The organism is Pectinatus brassicae (assembly GCF_014201835.1).
Lineage (GTDB): Bacteria > Bacillota > Negativicutes > Selenomonadales > Selenomonadaceae > Pectinatus > Pectinatus brassicae.
The window spans coordinates 22,772-41,784 of sequence record NZ_JACHFH010000012.1; the positions used below are offsets into that span (position 1 = coordinate 22,772).

Genomic DNA, 19,013 nt, shown 5'->3' on the forward strand with positions numbered 1-19,013 from the left:
ATTATGCTAAACAAGCTACGACTGACTGAACATTTTTCCCAAGCCGCTGCCGAATACGATGAATACGCTAATGTTCAAAAAAAAATGGCAGATTATCTTATCTCTTTAAGCAGCCCGTCAAAAAAAATCACCACCATATTGGAGATCGGCTGCGGTACTGGTTTATTGACAAAAAAAATAGCAGCAGCTTTTCCAGCTGCAGCAATTTTAGCTACTGACATCTCTCCAGCAATGCTGGCTTATGCTAAAAAACAATTGTCCAATTATGACAATATCCAATTTCAAGTACAGGATGGCGAAAAAATCAGTGACAGCAATAAATATGACCTAATTATCTCCAATGCTGTTTTCCAGTGGTTTACTAATTATGAAACTGCCTTTACTGCTATTTATAACAGTCTAAAACCAAAGGGACAATTATTTTTCTCTACGTTTGGCCCCAACACCTTTAAAGAATTGCATCACTCTTTTCATACCGCTTGTGCGCAAAATTTATTTTCCCAACAATGGAAGATAAGTCCCGATTTTTATTCAATAAACGATTTAGCCTACTATTTGAAAAATGCTGGCTTTACTAACAGCTTTGAAACACTAACATATACTGAATATTTTTCGACTGTCCGGGAATTTTTACGTTCTGTGAAAAAAGTTGGTGCTAACAACTCTTCTAAAAGTAGTTATATTCATACCAATCGTAAAATTATGCTGGATATGCTGCAATTATATGAAACAAATTATAAATTTCATGATAAAGTTCCCGCGACATATGAAACTATTTTTGTTCATTCACAAAAATAATTTCTTCTATTAAATAAATTATATAAAAATTATTAAGTAAAAAAAATGGGGCCGCCACATATCAATAAAACATGTGACAGTCCCATTTTCTAAAACTAATATATAATTTTTACTCATCCATCAATTTTTCATAGGCCTCTACAGCTTTATCAAACTCGTCATCATCAGGCGAATAATATTCTTCTTCGCCTTCATCATTTACTATAACGCGGACAATTGTATTATCGTCTTCGGTAAGCTCTTCATCCTCACCCACAGCACTAAGCAGGGCATAACGTTTGCCATCAACTTCAAACTGCATTTCCTCATAAAAATAATGCACTTGATCGTCTTCATCCACCATCTCAATTATATCTTTTTCATTTTGCTGATTATCTTCCATTTCAGTACTCCTTATAAATTTAATTTATGCCAAAGTCCTTAAACATTCGTTTCATATAGCGCCAGCCTTTTTGTGTTTGTCTCATTGTATTTTCCATAATTTGCGGCTCACGCAGTACAGCTGCCAATATTTTTTTCCGCCATTGCTGATAATCTGAATCTATCAGCTGCAAAAATTCCTCCATTTCACGTTCGACCGCAACAGCAGGAATATCAGCTTTTTCTATAATGCATCGAGCATCATCTATAATTGCTGTATCGCCATAAAACGGTGCATATACATCATATTTATATGATTTTTTTATTTCTTCCTGCAAAGCTTTAATTGCCAAAGATTCCCCATGTACTAAAAACACCTTGCCATTTTTAGTTATATTTATATGCTCCAGCCATGCCAGCAGCTGATCATGATCGGCATGCGCCGAAAAACCATCAAGCTTTGTAATATGGGCACGAACAATAATTTCTTCGCCTAAAATTCTGACTCGCTTTATCTCCTCTAATAATCGTCTTCCTAGTGATCCTTCTGCCTGATAACCAATAAACAGTATTGTTGACTCAGGCCGCCATAGATTATGTTTTAAATGATGCAGAATTCTGCCAGCATCACACATACCACTGGCTGAAATAATTATTGCCGGCCCCGCCATACTATTTAACTCCCGCGACTGCTGAGCCGTTTCACTGAATTTTAACTGCGGCATTTCATATAGTTTTCCGCTTTTTTGTAATAATTCTACAGCTTGCTCGTCAAAAGTATTCATGTTAGCAGCAAAAACTCTTGTTGCAGCAATAGCCAATGGGCTATCAATAATTATAGGGATTTCCTCAATGCGATTTTGCTTCCACAGTCTATAAATATAATACAACAATTTTTGTGTTCTTCCAACAGCAAATGCAGGAATTATAAGATTGCCACCACGTGCTGCTGTATCATTTATAATTTCAGCCAAGGCTGTTTCTTTGTCGTACAAACGATGTGTCCTACCGCCATAGGTTGATTCCATCAGCAGATAATCAGCATTATTTATATATTCCGGATCTTTTATTATTGGCTGGTCCAGTGCTCCTAAATCACCGGAAAACACAATTTTAATTGGCTTTTTATTAATCTCTGTAATATAAATTTCAACTATTGCTGAGCCTAATATATGCCCAGCATCTAAAAAAACAACTTCAATATTATCCGTAACTGCCGTCTTAAACTTATAATCAGCCGGTGAAAAAAATGCTAATGATTTTTCCGCATCTTCAATTGTATATAAGGGTGTTATTGGCATTCTGCCAAGACGCATTCCCTTGCGATTTATTATCTCAGCATCACTTTCTTGGATATGGGCACTATCAGGCAGCATAATAGCTGCCAAATCGCAAGTGGCTTTTGTCGCATATATTTTACCTTTAAATCCCTCACGGCATAATTTAGGGATAAGACCGCTATGATCAATATGGGCATGCGACAAAATTACCGCATCAATTTCCTTAGGATTAAAACGAAAATCTGCATAATTGCGATCACGCAACTGATGTCCGCCTTGATACATACCGCAGTCAATAAGTACCTTATGTCCTGTTGTTTCCAACAAATAACAAGATCCTGTTACTGTGTGTGCAGCTCCTAAAAATTGCAATTTCATAATAGTGCCCCTCCTTCACGACTACAATAAATATTAATATATTATGTAGTTTTTACAGCCTCTGCCCCAACAAGTTCCTTTATTGCTGCAACAGCCTGTTCACTGCCATCAATCCAGTACTGGGGCTGGGTTTTTATTTTCTTTTTATCAGTTAGAAAATAAAAGCACACTACATAATCACCATGATGTTGTACTAATATATCTTTTAATTTCTCGAGAAAATCGGGTTTTTCCTGCATAGCATTTATCTGTATCCAATAAGTTTGTTTATAATTGGATAATGACTTTATTTGACGGGCTATTATTTTAAAACCATTGTCCTGCAAATTTACTGTACCAGAAATCATAATAGCCTCTTCCGGCATTATAATATTCACTGATTCATAAAAAACATTGGGAAAAACAACAACTTCAACTGTCTGCGTAAAATCTTCCACTTGTAAAATACACATCGTATCGCCCTTACGGGTATTCATCTTTTTTACACCGACTATAACGCCTGCTATTTTTGTGTAAGAATTATCGCGTACTTTTTCTTCGGTTAATTGTGCCAATGATTTTGTGCCGCCCAATTTCTCCCGGTACAAATCGAGGGGATGCCCAGTGATATAAAATCCCGTTATTTCTTTTTCCGAGCTCAGCATTTCCATCCGTGACAATTCTGGAATATCCGGCAATTTTATTTCATCTTGTGCTGGTGCCTCACCAAATAATGATAATTGTCCACTGGCAATATCTTTTTGTTTCATACTGGCAGTTTCAATAACCTGATCCATTACGGCTAATAATTGTGATCGTTTATTGCCTAAGGAATCAAATGCTCCTGCCCGTATCAAATATTCCAGGCCTCGCTTATTGACAATACGGCTGTCAACGCGGCTGCAAAAATCGACTAACGATTTAAAAGCCCCATCTTGCTGCCGTATTGCAATTATTTCATCCATAGCTGACTCACCAACATTTTTTATAGCTGCCAAACCAAAACGAATGCCTTTTTCCTTGGCATCAGCCGTAAACGCCGCCCCACTTAAATTAATATCCGGTGGCAGTATTTTAATCCCCATATATTGGCACTGTTCAATATAATTTTTAATTTTATCGGCATTAGTCATAAAGCTGGTAAGCATTGCCGCCATATATTCCTGCGGATAATGAGCCTTTAAATATGCCGTCTGATAAGCAACCAAAGCATAAGCTGCACTATGCGATTTATTAAAACCATAATCAGCAAAGCTAACCAATAAATCGAATATTTTTTCCGCTAATTTATCATCAATATTTTTTTCTCTGGTACCTTTTATAAAATTTTCCTTTTGCGCTACAAGTACAGCATGCTTCTTTTTCCCCATGGCTCGTCGTAAAATATCAGCTTGTCCCAAGGTAAAGCCTGCTAAAACCTGCACAATCTGCATAACCTGTTCCTGATACAAAACGACGCCAAAAGTTTCCTTTAAGATTGGTTCTAATAAAGGATGCATATAACTTACCTTACTTTTACCATGACGTCCGTTTATAAAATCAGTTACCATACCGCTGCCCAAAGGTCCCGGACGATATAGTGCCACTAAAGGAATTAAATCAGCAAACTCTTTGGGCTGTAGATCTTTTACAAGCGTAGTCATACCAGAAGATTCCATCTGGAAAACACCACAGGTATCGCCACTGCACAGCATTTTAGCAGTTTTTTCATCATCTAAAGGAATACTGCTTATATCGATAATATTTCCAGTATTATTTTTTATATTTTTAATGGCATTACTTATTACCGTGAGTGTTCTAAGTCCCAAAAAGTCCATTTTTAAAAGTCCGAGTTCTTCCACGTAATCCTTATCATACTGGGTTACCAAAGTGCCTTCTGAGGTTTGAACCGGCAGATAATCAGTCAATGGCTGCCTAGCAATAACTACTCCGGCGGCATGGGTAGAAGAATGTCTTGGCATACCCTCAATATCACGGGCAAAATCTATCATACGATGAATAGTAGCATCATTTTCATAGGCACTACGAAATTCCTTAGATTCCTTTAATGCCTTATCTAATGTCATTCCCAAGTCTGTTGGTACCATTTTGGCTATTTTATCAACATCATTATAAGGAATATCCATGACTCTTCCTACATCGCGCAAAGCTCCTCTAGCCGCCATCGTTCCAAAAGTTATTATCTGGGCCACATGGTCTTCACCATAACGGCGCTTTACATACTCAATAACTTCTTCACGCCTGATATAGCAAAAATCAATATCAATATCCGGCATTGTAACACGTTCTGGATTTAAGAAACGTTCAAACAGTAACTCATAAGCTAACGGATCAATATCCGTTATACGCAGCAAATAGGCAACTATACTGCCCGCTGCCGAACCACGTCCCGGCCCAACCACAATGTCATTTTCCCGTGAAAAATTTATAAAATCCCAAACAATAAGAAAATAACTGTCATAGCCCATCTTATGTATTATTTTTAATTCATATTCTAAGCGCTCTCTTATTTCCTCAGTAATTTCTTTATATCGTTTATTTAAATTGTCTTCACATAAATTACGTAAATACTGCTGATCAGTCATACCGTCAGGCAGCGGAAAATACGGCAGATGCAGATGACCAAATTCAAAATCAACATTACATCTTGCGGCTATTTTCAGCGAATTAGTTATTGCCTCCGGTGTTGAACTAAACAACGACTTCATTTCCTCAGCTGACTTTAAATAATAATCATCACTGGAAAATTTCATGCGTTCGCTGTCATTTAATGTCTTACCGGTTTGAATACATAATAATACATCATGAAATTCACTGTCTTGTTTCTTTAAATAATGGATATCATTAGTTGCAATAAGTCCGATATCATGTTTATGGGCTAATTCAATAAGGACTTTATTCGCTTTTATTTCTTCCGGCAAATTATGATTTTGTATTTCCAAAAAGAAATTATCCTTACCAAATATTGCCAAATATTCCTGCAGTACCTTTTCGGTTTTTTCTGCATCATCATGTAAAATTGCCTGCGGTATCTCTCCGGCGACGCAAGCACTAAGGGCAATAATCCCTTCATGATACTCTTGCAAAATTTCCTTATCAACACGCGGCTTATAATACATGCCCTCGATGTTAGCTAAAGACACCAGCTTTACGAGATTTTTGTAGCCTAGTTCATTTTCTGCCAATAATATCAAATGATAATATCTGACGCCATTTATTTCAAAATTTTCATGACGGTCGCGCGGTGCAACATAAACCTCACAGCCAATAATCGGTTTAATGCCCTCGGCCTTGGCCGCTTTATAAAATTCCACCGCTCCATACATATTTCCATGATCAGTTATCGCGACAGCTGGCATATTCATGGCTTTAGCCTCTGCTACCAGATTTTTTATCCGGCTGGCACCATCAAGCAGACTATACTGTGTATGTACATGAAGGTGGACAAAGCTACTATGTAAATTATTATTTTCTCTTGTGTTATCTGGATTTTCTATAGTTGTCATATGTCAATCACCCCCGTTTTTATGTAAACTATTATTTTCTCTTGTGTTATCTATTTCTAACTCTCTCTTTTCTGACATTAATTTTGCTGCAAAAGTACTCTCATATGATTATTTATGACAGCCCCTTTTTAATCTTTCATACCTACCAATATTTTCTATAAAAGTTAATGTATAATCTATCCCTATTGACTTTCTTTCTTTTATTATATGAAGGAAACATTTATTAATTCATTAACTTGTATTCCTAATTATTTCATTAGATCACCGTATTGTCAATTTTTCTATTTAATTCATAATGATCATTATGAATTAAATTTTATACGGCGTGTTTGCCAATGCATTATTTCTTACTTAAAGACAACACTAATATGTCTTTTTAATACTCGTTAGTTATTACAGAGCTAACGCTTGTAGATATTATTTTATATTTCTTTTCACTAACATAAAAATCCCCCACTAACAGTTTAGTAACCTATTATTGGAGGATTTTATATCATTCAGTTATGATTTTTATTACTTATTTACGTTTATCGATTTCATGTTTTTAATTTTAGCTGCTATTTTTATAATAAATTAAGTGAGATGGAGATTATATTACTTGATCTAGTCTTTGTAATAAATTCGTTTTTCATCAAACCTATTTTGCTGAGGCTGCTTATTTTGTGGATAACCAATAGGAATTATAGCAAAAGTTTCCAGTTCTTTTGGTAATGAGAGTATTTTATTGACTTTATCCATTCTTTCTCTCAATGGAGCTATACCTAACCAAACTGCACCCAGTTCTATTGCTTCTGCAGCTAATAAAATATTTTCTACAGCAGCACTCATATCTATATCTGCGCATTCAGGCATATTTAAGCGATTTTTATTATAGCAGGCTATTATTGCTGCTGGTGCGTTTTTTACACATCCAGCATACGGGCTTGACTGCGATAATTTTTCTAGCAAATGTACATTTGTTACTACACAGAATTCCCAAGGTTGCTGATTACCTGCTGATGGAGCTGCCATTGCAGCTTTTAAAAGTAATGTTAACTTATCTTTCTCAATTTTTTCTTCTTTATAAGTTCTTACACTAGTTCTCGTAAATATTTCTTTCATAGTTTTTCTCCCATAGTAGTAAAAAATCCATAATAATTTTTCATACTTAAAGATACAAAAAAATATTATGGAATGATTTATCGTACAAAATTTGTTAAAATTTTATCCTCAGGACTGGGTTCAATAAGTCCATTTTTTTTACCATTTTCTATTAAGTTTAAAAGCCATACCATATTATTACCCAAAACGCGCATTATCTGCAATCCTTCAGCATCTTGTTTGGATTCATCAGCTTCTAAGCCATGGATTACATTCCAATAATTACTTGTCGGCAAAATCATCTCTGCATAATGTAAATAATGATTCAACTGATCAAAAGTAGTTACCCCACCAGATCTTCTTACTGCAACAACAGCAGCGCCTACTTTATGTCTAAAAATGCCATTATTGGCTAAATAAAATACTCGGTCTAAAAATGATTTCATAGTTCCTGAAATTCCTGAGTAATGTACTGGTGATCCCAATAAAAACCCATCAGAATATTTCATTTTTTGTACACATTCATTAACCACATCATCTATTACACAACGCTCATTTTGATTTTTAAAACATGCATTACAAGCCATACAGCCACGAATAGTTTTGTTTCCAATATGAAGGAATTCCACTTCAATTCCATTCTTTTCTAATTGTTCAGTTACTGTTTTCAATGCTGTATAGGTATTACCATTCTTATGAGGACTACCATTTATAGCTATAATTTTCACAGAATCATCCCGCTTTCTCTAATATTAGTATAATTATACCGACATATGTCGTATAGTACAAGTATGCACTTTTTAGTATCATAGTATCCAATTTGATACTATGGTTCAGTTAATTGTCAATCTAGTGAAGAATTTGCTAATAAAATTATTTTACAATTAGAAAAATAATAATTTGTGCCAGATCCCTTCTATAGTTTTGAATGATGTCAATTTCAAAAAAACGTTTAATGCTATACAGCTAACAAATAACTTTTCTATGTTTCTTGACTTTCAATATTACAAACAGTATAATAAATAGCAGTTTGAATATGGCAATAACAGTCTATGAGATAGAGCAGTAGATTTTATGTATTTTACAGAAAGCCAATGGTTGATGCGAATTGGTAAATACAGTTTTCGAACTCGCTATGGAGACTTCCGATAATTTCGGCGTTGATAGCGTTAATATCTTAAGGTGGACAGTTTTACTGTCAATCAAGGTGGTACCGCGATATTTATCGTCCTTGGCTATAAGCCAAGGACTTTTTTATTTATAAGGAGGAATTTTTTATGGACAAATACTGCCCACAGGAAATTGAAAAAAAATGGCAGAATAAATGGGATGCTGATGGCCTTTATTCTACTGTTGATGACGATAGCAAAGAAAAATACTATGTACTTGAAATGTTTCCTTATCCATCCGGAAATTTACATATGGGACATGTCAGGAACTATTCCATTGGTGATGTCATTGCCCGCTTTAAAAGAATGCAGGGCTTTAATGTACTTCATCCCATGGGTTTTGATGCCTTTGGTATGCCTGCAGAAAATGCCGCTATAAAACGCAATATCAAACCAGCTGACTGGACCTATTCCAATATGGATAATATGATCCGTCAGCAAAAAGAAATGGGTATTGCCTATGACTGGAACCGGCTTGTCCAGACCTGTCATCCTGACTACTATCGCTGGACCCAGTATTTATTTGAACAATTTTATAAAAAAGGTCTTGCTTATAAGAAAAAAGCTACTGTAAACTGGTGTGATTCCTGTAATACTGTTTTAGCCAATGAACAGGTAATTGACGGCTGCTGCTGGCGCTGTGATTCTCCAGTTATAAAAAAGGACCTTTCACAATGGTTCCTTAAAATTACCGATTATGCCGATGTATTACTCAAAGATTTAGATAAACTGCCCGGCTGGCCATCCCGCGTAAAAACAATGCAGGAAAATTGGATTGGCCGCAGCGAAGGTGCTGAAATAATCTTTGATATTCCTGCTTTTAACGAAAAAGTAACTGTTTATACTACTCGTCCTGATACTGCTTTTGGTATCAGTTATATGGTATTAGCTGTTGAACATCCATTAGTTGATAAACTTATCAAGGGCACTGCTAATGAACAAAAAATTCGTGATTTCATCGACCATGTCCATAATCAAAGTGAACTTGACCGTACTTCCGATAAATCAGAAAAAGAAGGTATCTTTACTGGTGCCTACGCCATTAATCCATTTAATGATGAAAAAGTACAAATCTGGGTTGCCAACTATGTATTATTTGAATATGGTACCGGCGCTGTCATGGGCGTACCAACTCACGACAGTCGTGACTGGATGTTCGCTGACAAATATGGTATCGATAAAAAAATTGTCATCACTCCTGCTGATAAAACATTAACTTTAGATGAAATGAACGATGCCTATACTGATGAAGGCATTTTAATCAATTCCGGTGAATTTAACGGCATGAATAATCGCAAAGCGATTCCGGCTATGATTGACTGGCTGGAAAAAAATAATTGCGGTAAACGCCGCATCAATTACCGCCTGCGTGACTGGCTCATTTCCCGTCAGCGTTACTGGGGTGCTCCTATTCCTGTAATTTACTGCGATAAATGCGGTACTGTTCTCGTTCCGGAAAAAGACCTGCCGGTTAAACTGCCTGAAGATGTAAACTTTGAACCTGGCAGTGTCTCACCTTTAGCCCAAAGCGAAGAATTTGTCAATTGCACCTGTCCGAAATGCGGTGGTCCTGCTCATCGTGAAACCGATACTATGGATACATTTATCTGTTCTTCCTGGTATTATATGCGCTATGCTGATGCTAAAAATACTACAGCGCCATTTAGCAAAGAACTCGTAAACAAATGGCTGCCGGTTGATCAATACATCGGCGGTATTGAACATGCTATTTTGCACCTTTTATATTCCCGTTTCTTTACTAAAGTATTAAAAGATGTCGGCTTAGTCGACTTTGATGAACCATTTAAAAATCTTTTGACCCAGGGCATGGTTATAAAAGACGGCTCAAAAATGAGTAAATCACTTGGCAACGTTGTCTCCCCGGAAGAAATCATTGGCAAATACGGCGCTGATACGGCGCGCCTATTCATATTATTTGCTGCTCCACCGGAACGCGATTTAGAGTGGAGTGACCAAGGCGTTGATGGCGCTTGGAGATTTTTAAATCGTGTTTGGCGTATAGTTGAACAATATTTGCCAACTATAAAAGAAAATAAAAAAACAGATGTGGCCGCTCTTACTTCTGCTGAAAAAGAACTGCGCCGCGTGCTTCACACTACTATCAAAAAAGTTACTGAAGATATCGCTGAACGTTCTAATTTCAATACAGCTATAAGTTCTATCATGGAGCTTGTCAATGCTTTTTATGCTGTAAATGATAAGGAAATACAAGCCGGTCTTATCAATGAAACAGCTACTTCATTATTATTACTGCTGGCACCATTTGCGCCGCATATCACTGAAGAACTTTGGCAGGAACTAGGACACACTAACAGCATCCATATAGCTGATTGGCCGCAATATGATGAAAAAGCAACTGTTGCCGATGAAGTTGAAATTGTTGTTCAGGTAAACGGCAAAGTACGTGAAAAGATCACTATTTCCGCTCAGGCTGCACCAGAAGATGTAAAAAAACAAGCGACTGAACTTGACCGTATTCAGGAAATTACTGCTGATAAAAACATTGTTAAAGTTATTTATGTACCGAAAAAACTAGTTAATATAGTTATAAAATAATTATATATCTGCATAACAAAGCCCCTTATTACCGATACTGTGTAATAAGGGGCTTTGCTTCGTAAAATCTATTTCGGTTTATTTATGATCTTCTGACATTCCCGGCAATAGCCATATAATTCCAAACGATGATCTGTAACTGAAAATTCCGTTGTTTTTTCCACATTCTTTTCAAATTCATGTAAAGGACATTCATCCAATAATATCATTTTTTTGCAGCGCAGACATATTAATTGATGCTGATGCAATTGTGGTGTCAGTGAATATGCCGCCATTTTATCATTCATTACAGTCTTCGTTATAATATTTTTTTCCGTAAATTTTTCCAAAATTCTATAGACTGTAGATAGATTTATTATTTTATCACTTTTCTTTGCTTCCAGATAGATATTTTCAGCCGATTGTGCTGCCATACTATCTTTCAGAATATTAAGCAGCAAATTTCTCTGTTTAGTGCTCTTTATTCCATATTTATTAAGATATTTTTTATAATCTATCTTACTCATATCTATCCTTCCTTTTGTTTTATTATATTATTATTCCTGTATAATTCGTTTTTTATTACTGCGGATTTTATGCTTATAAAAAAGCACTATAAGTAAAAGAATTACTGAATTTATCGCAATAATACCGCCAGGTGCTGCATCGAGCCAATATGATAATACAATGCCGGAAAATATATCAATATAGCTGAATAATATACCGTACCATAAAGTCTGCTTAAAGCTTTTTTCCAGCTGCAACGATGCTGCAATTGGCAAAGCAATAAGTGAACTTATGACTAAGATACCTACAATCCGTATTGATATTGATATTGTAGCTGCTACTAATACCGCAAAAAGGTAGTTTATTAATTTTACATTAGCTCCGGCAATAACAGCGCCTTCCTCATCAAAAACGATAAACATCAGTTCAGCATAATACCGATAAACAAGAAATAGTGATATTACACTGAAAAACAGCACCCAGTAAAAGTCTGATTTAGTGACGGTCAAAATACTGCCAAACATCAACGAATCAATATTGGCATGTACCAAACCTGAGCTTAATAAAGTAATTGCAATACCTATGGAAAGTGACAATACTATTACTAAAATAAGCTCAGCATAAGTGCGGAAATGTTTTCGCAGCCACTCTATTATAATACTGAACATAGAAACAACTATAAATGAACTGAGAACAGGATTCTGATTAGCCAACATACCAATAGATATGCCCGCTAATGATGCATGTGACAAAGTATCCCCCATCATTGAATAACGGCGCAAAACAAGGAACATGCCGATAACTGGACACAAGGCTGCAATAAAGAATGAAATTAAAAAGGCATTTTGCATAAAACTGTATTCTAGCATTTTATATCTCCTAAATCATTTTTGATATATTCCTGAGCATAACGCTCCGGCAAGCACATATGTCCGTGACCTTTTTTTATATGATATAATAATGTCGAATTTTTTACTGCTGCCTGTAAATTATGCTCAACGCAAATTATTGACATTTTTTTTGATTTATTAAGATTTGCCAATAATTCATATATTTCATCTCTGCTCTTTACATCAATGCCATTTGATGGCTCATCTAATACCAATAAATCTGGATTTCCCAATAATGCTCTGGCGATAAACACCTTTTGACATTGTCCGCCGGATAATTGCCCGATCAAGGTCTGTTCTTTTTCTTTAAGATTTAATAAGTTTAATACTTCTGAAATATCCTGACAACCATTGTGCCGTACTTTTTTATATGAAGCAAGGACTTCCCTAACTGTAATTGGAAAATGAATATTAAGCTGGTTAAAGCGCTGTGGCACATATGCCATATTTTTAAAAGTATTATTTATAGTGCCGTCAGTAGGTTCTATAAGTTTTAAAATAAGCCGGATAAGCGTACTCTTACCCGAGCCGTTTGAACCAATAATAGATATATATTCACCATCATTAAGCGTAAAATTAATATCGGTCAGTAGATTTTTTACATTATTATACGAAAAATATAAGTGGTCAATTTTTAACATAAAATCTCCTATCTCCAGCTTGACATTTCTTTTTTATTATTATATCTTTATATTAGCTTAAATGCAAATGCAAATTATTTGCATTTGAGTTAATTATTTATGTTTTATTTAACTTATTTATTATATAAGAAGGGCGGAAATTTTTAATGAAAAAAGTTCTATCAATCTGTTTAATACTATGCCTAAGTATATTTATGCTTGCCGGATGCAGCAAACAAGAAACAAAAACTACTAATGCACCATCTCCGGATAAGCTGCATGTTGCAGTATCCTTTAGCGCTATAAAAGAATTAACTAAAGCTATTGGTAAAGATCATGTTGCGATCAGCCTTATCATTCCAGATGGCACTGAACCACATAATTTTCAGCCAACAATCAAAAATCTAAAAGCGCTTAATAATGCCAAATTATTTATCTATAATGGCTTTGGTCTTGAAGATGCTTGGCTTGATAAGGTTTCTTCAGCCGCCGACAGCAATGCTCTGGTAAAAGTAGATGCGTCTAAAGGTGCTGCTCCTATTTTACTGCAAGGTGATGAAGCTGAAGGGAAAAAAGTAAATGATCCTCATTTATGGCTTAGTCTTAATGGTGCTGAATTAGAAAGCAAAAATATCGAAACGGCACTAATAACCGCTGATCCTGCTCATAAAGATGATTATGAAAAAAATTATCAGGAATTCCGCCAAAAACTTGAAGACTTAAAAACAGAATACGCTGCTAAATTTGCTAAGAGCAAACGCAAAGACTTTATAACCGGTCATGCCGCCTTTGGTTATTTAGCTAAAGATTTTAACTTAGAACAAAAAAGTGTATCTGATGCCCTGTTATCCGGTGAACCAAGTGCTAAAAAACTAAAAGAACTGACAGATTACTGCAAAGCCAATAAAGTCACAACTATTTTTGTTGAAGATATGGTCAGTCCTAAGGTTTCAGAAACACTAGCCAATGAAGTAAATGCTAAAGCTGTAAAAATTTACACTTTGGAAAGTCTTCCTGAAAACATGACCTATATTGACGCTTTAAAATACAATTTAGAAAAAATATATGCAAGCCTTAATTAATCTACTATAGACAAAAATACTTTATTAGTATAAAATAAGTCAGGATTGTTATAAGTCAGCCAATGATTTATTATCGTAACATCATTGGCTGACTTAGTGTGTTGTTGCTTTCAAATTTTTTTAAGAAGGTTTTTATTGTATGAAGCGTCGAGAATTCTTATATCTTACACTTACTGCTATATCCAGCTTATTTTTTACATCTAATATTGCTTTTGAAGATCTTGCTTCTGCATCATCAAAGCACCTTATCCCATCGCCTGAGATTAAGGAAACTAATTTAAAATTTGTATTGCCCTTAGAAAACCGCACCGAAACTGATATTTTGATTATTCATCATATTGGCGAAATAAATCGTGATGTATCTGCTGCCGAAATTCATCAATGGCATTTAGCTAATGGCTGGGCCGGTATTGGCTATCACTACGTTATTCGTAAAGATGGCTCCATTGAACGTGGTCGTCCCCGTGATACTATTGGTGCTCATTGTTATGGTCATAATAAGAATTCCATCGGCATCAATGTTGTTGGTAATTTCGAAATAGCTGAGCCAACAGCCGCGCAAACTGCTTCTTTAAAAAATCTCTGTGCCTGTTTATCCCAGATATATCAGCTTGATATCCCCACAAAAACCATTTGGGGGCATAAAGATTTCAATGACACGTTATGCCCTGGCAGTAATCTTTATGCAGCCTTGCCCACACTGCGTAAACAAGTTTCCAGTGAGCTAGATTAATTATTAATTACATATATTTTAAACTAAATTTCAGAACCCCCCTTTCTCCTAAAAGAAAGGGGGGTCTGTTTATTAAGCATTATAACATATTTTATAGTATTTAATTAGAAGATGAATCTTCTGCAGCATCATCGCTAGCAGTTAAATCTTCAACTTCGATATTACGGTAACGACTCATACCTGTACCTGCTGGAATAAGTTTACCAATAATAACATTTTCTTTTAAACCGATAAGCGGATCGACTTTACCCTTGATAGCGGCATCTGTAAGAACACGTGTTGTTTCCTGGAAAGATGCTGCTGACAAGAAGGAATCTGTAGCCAATGACGCTTTGGTAATACCAAGCAATATCGGACGAGCTACCGATGGCATACCATCATGCGCTATAGCTTTAGCATTAGCAACTTCAAAGGTATTTATATCGATATATTCACCTGGTAAAAATTCTGTATCACCGGCATCTTCAATTTTAACTTTATGAAGCATCTGGCGAACCATAACCTCAATATGTTTATCATTGATTTCAACACCCTGTGATTTATAAACTTTTTGCACTTCATATACAAGATAACGCTGAGTTTCTTTTAAGCCACAGACACGTAATATATCATGTGGATTAATCGAGCCTTCAGTCAGTTTATCACCTGGTTTTACTGTCATGCCTTCACGAACAACTAAGCGTGCACCATAAGGAATCGGATATTCACGTGCTTCACCTTCAGCTGGTGTTATTACAACTACGCGCAGACCTTTATCCTCAGTCATGGAAACCTGACCTTCGATTTCACCAATGATGGCATGATGCTTAGGTTTACGTGCTTCAAATAATTCTTCGACACGCGGCAGACCCTGGGTAATATCTTCCCCTGCTACACCACCAGTATGGAATGTACGCATTGTAAGCTGTGTACCTGGTTCACCGATTGACTGCGCTGCAATAATACCAACAGCTTCACCGATGTTAACTTCAGTAGCATTTGCCAAATCACGACCATAACATTTAATACAAACACCAAACTGAGATTTACAGGTAAGTACACTTCTTATCGATACGGTTTCACGAACAGCACAAATTGCATCTGCTAATTCATCAGTGATATTTTCATTCAAGGACGCTATTGTTTCACCTGTTTCAGGATTTATTATATCTTCAGCTAAAACACGACCTACAATACGTTCTTTAAGTGATTCGATGACACCAGTACCTTCTTTGATAGCTTCAACTTCAATACCACGAACAGTATTATTACGTACTTTTACTTCTTTGGCGTCACTGTTTAGTATTTTTTCGATATCAGCTTCAGTTAATGGCGTACCATTTGTCAGCAACACCTTGCCGTCACTAGTACGTACATCTGCAGTAATGCTTTTGCCAAGCATTTCATGCATCATCGCTTTTTTGATTGCTTTACGAACATTTTCTTCTGGTGCACCTAAAGCAATTTTTTCGCTGGAAACAGCACTGCCGGATATTTCCATGTTAGAAGATCCTTTTACTACTATTTCAGCTACACCGGCTTCACCAATAAGCTTAAGATTTTCTTCAGTAAGTACTGTATCTGCGCTTACAATAATATCTGCTGTTTTTGGATCAGTCGCATCCTGCGCTAAAATGCGGTCAACAAGCGTAGGGGCCAGCATTATTATCGCATTTGATGATGAAGTAGCAAGTTTTGCTCTTTCACGTACAAGATTAATACCAACAATATCACAATCATCTTCACGAACAATAACATCCTGTGCAACGTCAACGAGACGACGGGTAAGATACCCAGAATCGGCTGTACGAAGCGCTGTATCAGCAAGACCTTTACGAGCACCATGTGATGAAATAAAGTAATCTGATACGGTAAGACCTTCACGGAAGTTCGCTTTGATTGGTAATTCGATGATATTACCTGATGGATCAGCCATCAAGCCACGCATACCAGCAAGCTGACGCATCTGCTGTTTGTTACCGCGCGCCCCAGAATCGGCCATCATGAAAATAGGATTAAATTGACTCATATTATTCATCATCGCATCAGTTATGCTGTCAGTAGCTTCAGTCCAAAGGTCACAAACCTTTTTATGACGTTCTTCTTCTGTTATTAAACCACGGCCAAATTGACGCTCAACTTTATTGACAACGCCTTCAGTAGCTGTGAGGATTTCTTTCTTTTCTGGCGGAACGATAATGTCAGAAATAGCAACTGTCATGCCAGCTATACAAGCAAAATGATAGCCCAGATTTTTAACATTATCAATAACGACAGCAGTTTGACTGCCACCTAATTTTTCGTAGCATTTAGCAACTAATTTACCAAGTTCTTTTTTGTCCATACGGATGCCCAGACACCATTCATCAGTCTTCTTGTCTTTATAGAAATACTGAACTTCTTCAGGCAATATTTCATTAAATATCATACGACCTAATGATGTTCTTACCATACCATATTTTTCAAAGCGAACTTTTATTTCAGCCTGCAATGCCAGTTCTTTTTCCTGATAAGCAAGTAATGCTTCGTTGATACCAGTAAATACTTTGCCTTCGCCCTGAGCACCTGGACGTAATATGGTCAGGTAATATGAACCTAAAACCATATCCTGAGTAGGTACGATAATAGGGCGACCATCTTTTGGTGCCAAAATATGATTTGCTGCCAGCATTAAAATACGTGCTTCGGCTTGCGCTTCGGCTGATAACGGCAGATGAATAGCCATCTGGTCACCATCAAAGTCAGCGTTATATGCTGTACATGCCAACGGATGAAGTTTCAAAGCACGACCTTCGGTAAGAACAGGTTCAAACGCCTGAATACCAAGACGATGCAAGGTCGGTGCACGGTTCAATAATACCGGATGTTCCTTGATTACTTCTTCGAGTACATCCCAAACTTCCGGACGTACACGTTCCACCATGCGTTTAGCTGATTTAATATTATGAGCAATTCCTGCATTAACAAGTTTTTTCATTACAAACGGTTTGAATAATTCCAGAGCCATTTCTTTTGGCAAACCACACTGATGCAGTTTAAGTTCAGGTCCTACTACGATAACGGAACGACCGGAATAGTCAACACGTTTACCAAGTAAGTTCTGACGGAAACGTCCCTGCTTACCTTTAAGCATATCACTTAAAGATTTTAATGGACGATTTCCCGGTCCTGTTACAGGACGACCACGGCGACCATTATCAATAAGGGCATCGACAGCTTCCTGCAGCATACGTTTTTCATTTCTGACAATAATATCAGGTGCTCCCAAATCCAATAAACGTTTCAAACGATTATTACGATTTATAACACGACGATATAAATCATTAAGGTCAGAGGTAGCAAACCGTCCACCATCAAGCTGAACCATTGGGCGTAATTCCGGTGGTATAACCGGAACTACATCCATAATCATCCAGGATGGTTTATTGCCTGATTTACGAAATGCCTCTACAACTTCTAAGCGACGAATAGCACGGATTTTTCTTTGTCCACTAGAAGAATTTAGTTCAGCACGTAAATCTACACTCATTTTTTCTAAATCGAGTTCATCCAGAAGCTGTTTTACAGCTTCTGCCCCCATGCCGACTTTAAAATTACTGCCATATTTAACACTATATTCGCGATACTCACTTTCAGTCAAAAGCTGTTTTTTCATGAGCGGCGTATCACCAGCATCAAGTACTATATATGAAGCAAAATACAATACTTTCTCTAAAGAACGCGGTGATACATCAAGGATAAGCCCCATACGACTAGGGATACCCTTAAAGTACCAAATATGTGACACTGGCGCTGCAAGTTCAATATGGCCCATACGTTCACGACGTACTTTTGCTCTTGTAACCTCAACGCCACAACGATCACAAATAACACCTTTATAACGAATGCGTTTATATTTTCCGCAGTGACATTCCCAATCACGAGTTGGCCCAAATATTTTCTCGCAAAATAAGCCATCACGTTCTGGTTTTAGTGTACGGTAATTTATAGTTTCCGGTTTTTTGACTTCACCATGAGACCATTCTCTAATTTTTTCTGGTGAAGCAATCCCTATGCGCATGGAATCAAAATTATTGACATCCAACAAAGGGTATTC

General features: G+C 36.5%; 13 protein-coding genes and 1 other annotated feature. Of the genes, 4 read left to right on the forward strand and 9 right to left on the reverse strand.

Annotated features, from left to right (window positions below):
- Nucleotides 1-3: 3 nt before the first annotated feature.
- Nucleotides 4-798, forward strand: a complete 795-nt coding sequence (bioC, locus tag HNR32_RS05955) for a malonyl-ACP O-methyltransferase BioC (protein ID WP_183860679.1) — start codon at nucleotides 4-6, stop codon at nucleotides 796-798.
- A 109-nt stretch (nucleotides 799-907) separates the two neighbouring features.
- Here bioC and HNR32_RS05960 read toward each other — a convergent pair whose 3' ends face one another.
- The 5 genes from HNR32_RS05960 to HNR32_RS05980 form a co-directional block, all read right to left on the reverse strand.
- Nucleotides 908-1,180, reverse strand: a complete 273-nt coding sequence (locus HNR32_RS05960; protein ID WP_183860681.1) for a DUF1292 domain-containing protein — start codon at nucleotides 1,178-1,180, stop codon at nucleotides 908-910.
- Between the two features lie 19 nt (nucleotides 1,181-1,199).
- A complete protein-coding gene (locus tag HNR32_RS05965; protein ID WP_183860683.1) occupies nucleotides 1,200-2,816 on the reverse strand; it encodes an MBL fold metallo-hydrolase RNA specificity domain-containing protein in 1,617 nt (538 codons plus the stop codon).
- A 41-nt stretch (nucleotides 2,817-2,857) separates the two neighbouring features.
- Nucleotides 2,858-6,301 carry a DNA polymerase III subunit alpha gene (locus tag HNR32_RS05970; protein ID WP_183860685.1) on the reverse strand — a complete coding sequence of 1,148 codons (3,444 nt, stop codon included), beginning with the start codon at nucleotides 6,299-6,301 and terminating at the stop codon, nucleotides 2,858-2,860.
- 603 nt (nucleotides 6,302-6,904) lie between these two features.
- Entirely contained in the window at nucleotides 6,905-7,402 is a 498-nt protein-coding gene (locus HNR32_RS05975; protein ID WP_183860687.1) for a nitroreductase family protein, read from the reverse strand.
- Between the two features lie 77 nt (nucleotides 7,403-7,479).
- Entirely contained in the window at nucleotides 7,480-8,109 is a 630-nt protein-coding gene (locus HNR32_RS05980) for a flavodoxin family protein (protein WP_183860689.1), read from the reverse strand.
- Between the two features lie 315 nt (nucleotides 8,110-8,424).
- Nucleotides 8,425-8,617, forward strand: a binding site (T-box leader).
- 41 nt (nucleotides 8,618-8,658) lie between these two features.
- On the opposite strand from HNR32_RS05980, the gene leuS reads away from it, so the two are divergent.
- Nucleotides 8,659-11,127: a leucine--tRNA ligase gene (gene leuS, locus HNR32_RS05985; protein ID WP_183860691.1), complete on the forward strand. Its 2,469-nt coding sequence runs from the start codon at nucleotides 8,659-8,661 to the stop codon at nucleotides 11,125-11,127.
- Between the two features lie 68 nt (nucleotides 11,128-11,195).
- On the opposite strand, the gene HNR32_RS05990 is transcribed toward leuS, so the two are convergent.
- Genes HNR32_RS05990 through HNR32_RS06000 form a run of 3 tightly spaced genes read right to left on the reverse strand, consistent with a single transcriptional unit; the run spans nucleotide 11,196 to nucleotide 13,144 of the window.
- Entirely contained in the window at nucleotides 11,196-11,633 is a 438-nt protein-coding gene (locus HNR32_RS05990; RefSeq protein WP_183860693.1) for a Fur family transcriptional regulator, read from the reverse strand.
- A 30-nt stretch (nucleotides 11,634-11,663) separates the two neighbouring features.
- Nucleotides 11,664-12,482: a metal ABC transporter permease gene (locus HNR32_RS05995; protein WP_183860695.1), complete on the reverse strand. Its 819-nt coding sequence runs from the start codon at nucleotides 12,480-12,482 to the stop codon at nucleotides 11,664-11,666.
- The gene (locus HNR32_RS06000) at nucleotides 12,476-13,144 is read right to left on the reverse strand and encodes a metal ABC transporter ATP-binding protein (RefSeq protein ID WP_183860697.1); all 669 of its coding nucleotides are present in this window, start codon (nucleotides 13,142-13,144) and stop codon (nucleotides 12,476-12,478) included. The genes HNR32_RS05995 and HNR32_RS06000 overlap by 7 nt, the downstream gene beginning before the upstream one ends.
- A gap of 146 nt (nucleotides 13,145-13,290) precedes the next feature.
- Here HNR32_RS06000 and HNR32_RS06005 point away from each other — a divergent pair, with 146 nt between their 5' ends.
- Complete coding sequence (locus tag HNR32_RS06005) at nucleotides 13,291-14,205, forward strand: metal ABC transporter solute-binding protein, Zn/Mn family (protein WP_183860699.1); 915 nt, start codon at nucleotides 13,291-13,293, stop codon at nucleotides 14,203-14,205.
- A 139-nt stretch (nucleotides 14,206-14,344) separates the two neighbouring features.
- A complete protein-coding gene (locus HNR32_RS06010; protein WP_183860701.1) occupies nucleotides 14,345-14,938 on the forward strand; it encodes an N-acetylmuramoyl-L-alanine amidase in 594 nt (197 codons plus the stop codon).
- Nucleotides 14,939-15,038: 100 nt separating this feature from the next.
- Here HNR32_RS06010 and rpoC read toward each other — a convergent pair whose 3' ends face one another.
- Nucleotides 15,039-19,004, reverse strand: a complete 3,966-nt coding sequence (gene rpoC, locus HNR32_RS06015; protein WP_183860703.1) for a DNA-directed RNA polymerase subunit beta' — start codon at nucleotides 19,002-19,004, stop codon at nucleotides 15,039-15,041.
- Nucleotides 19,005-19,013: the final 9 nt, after the last annotated feature.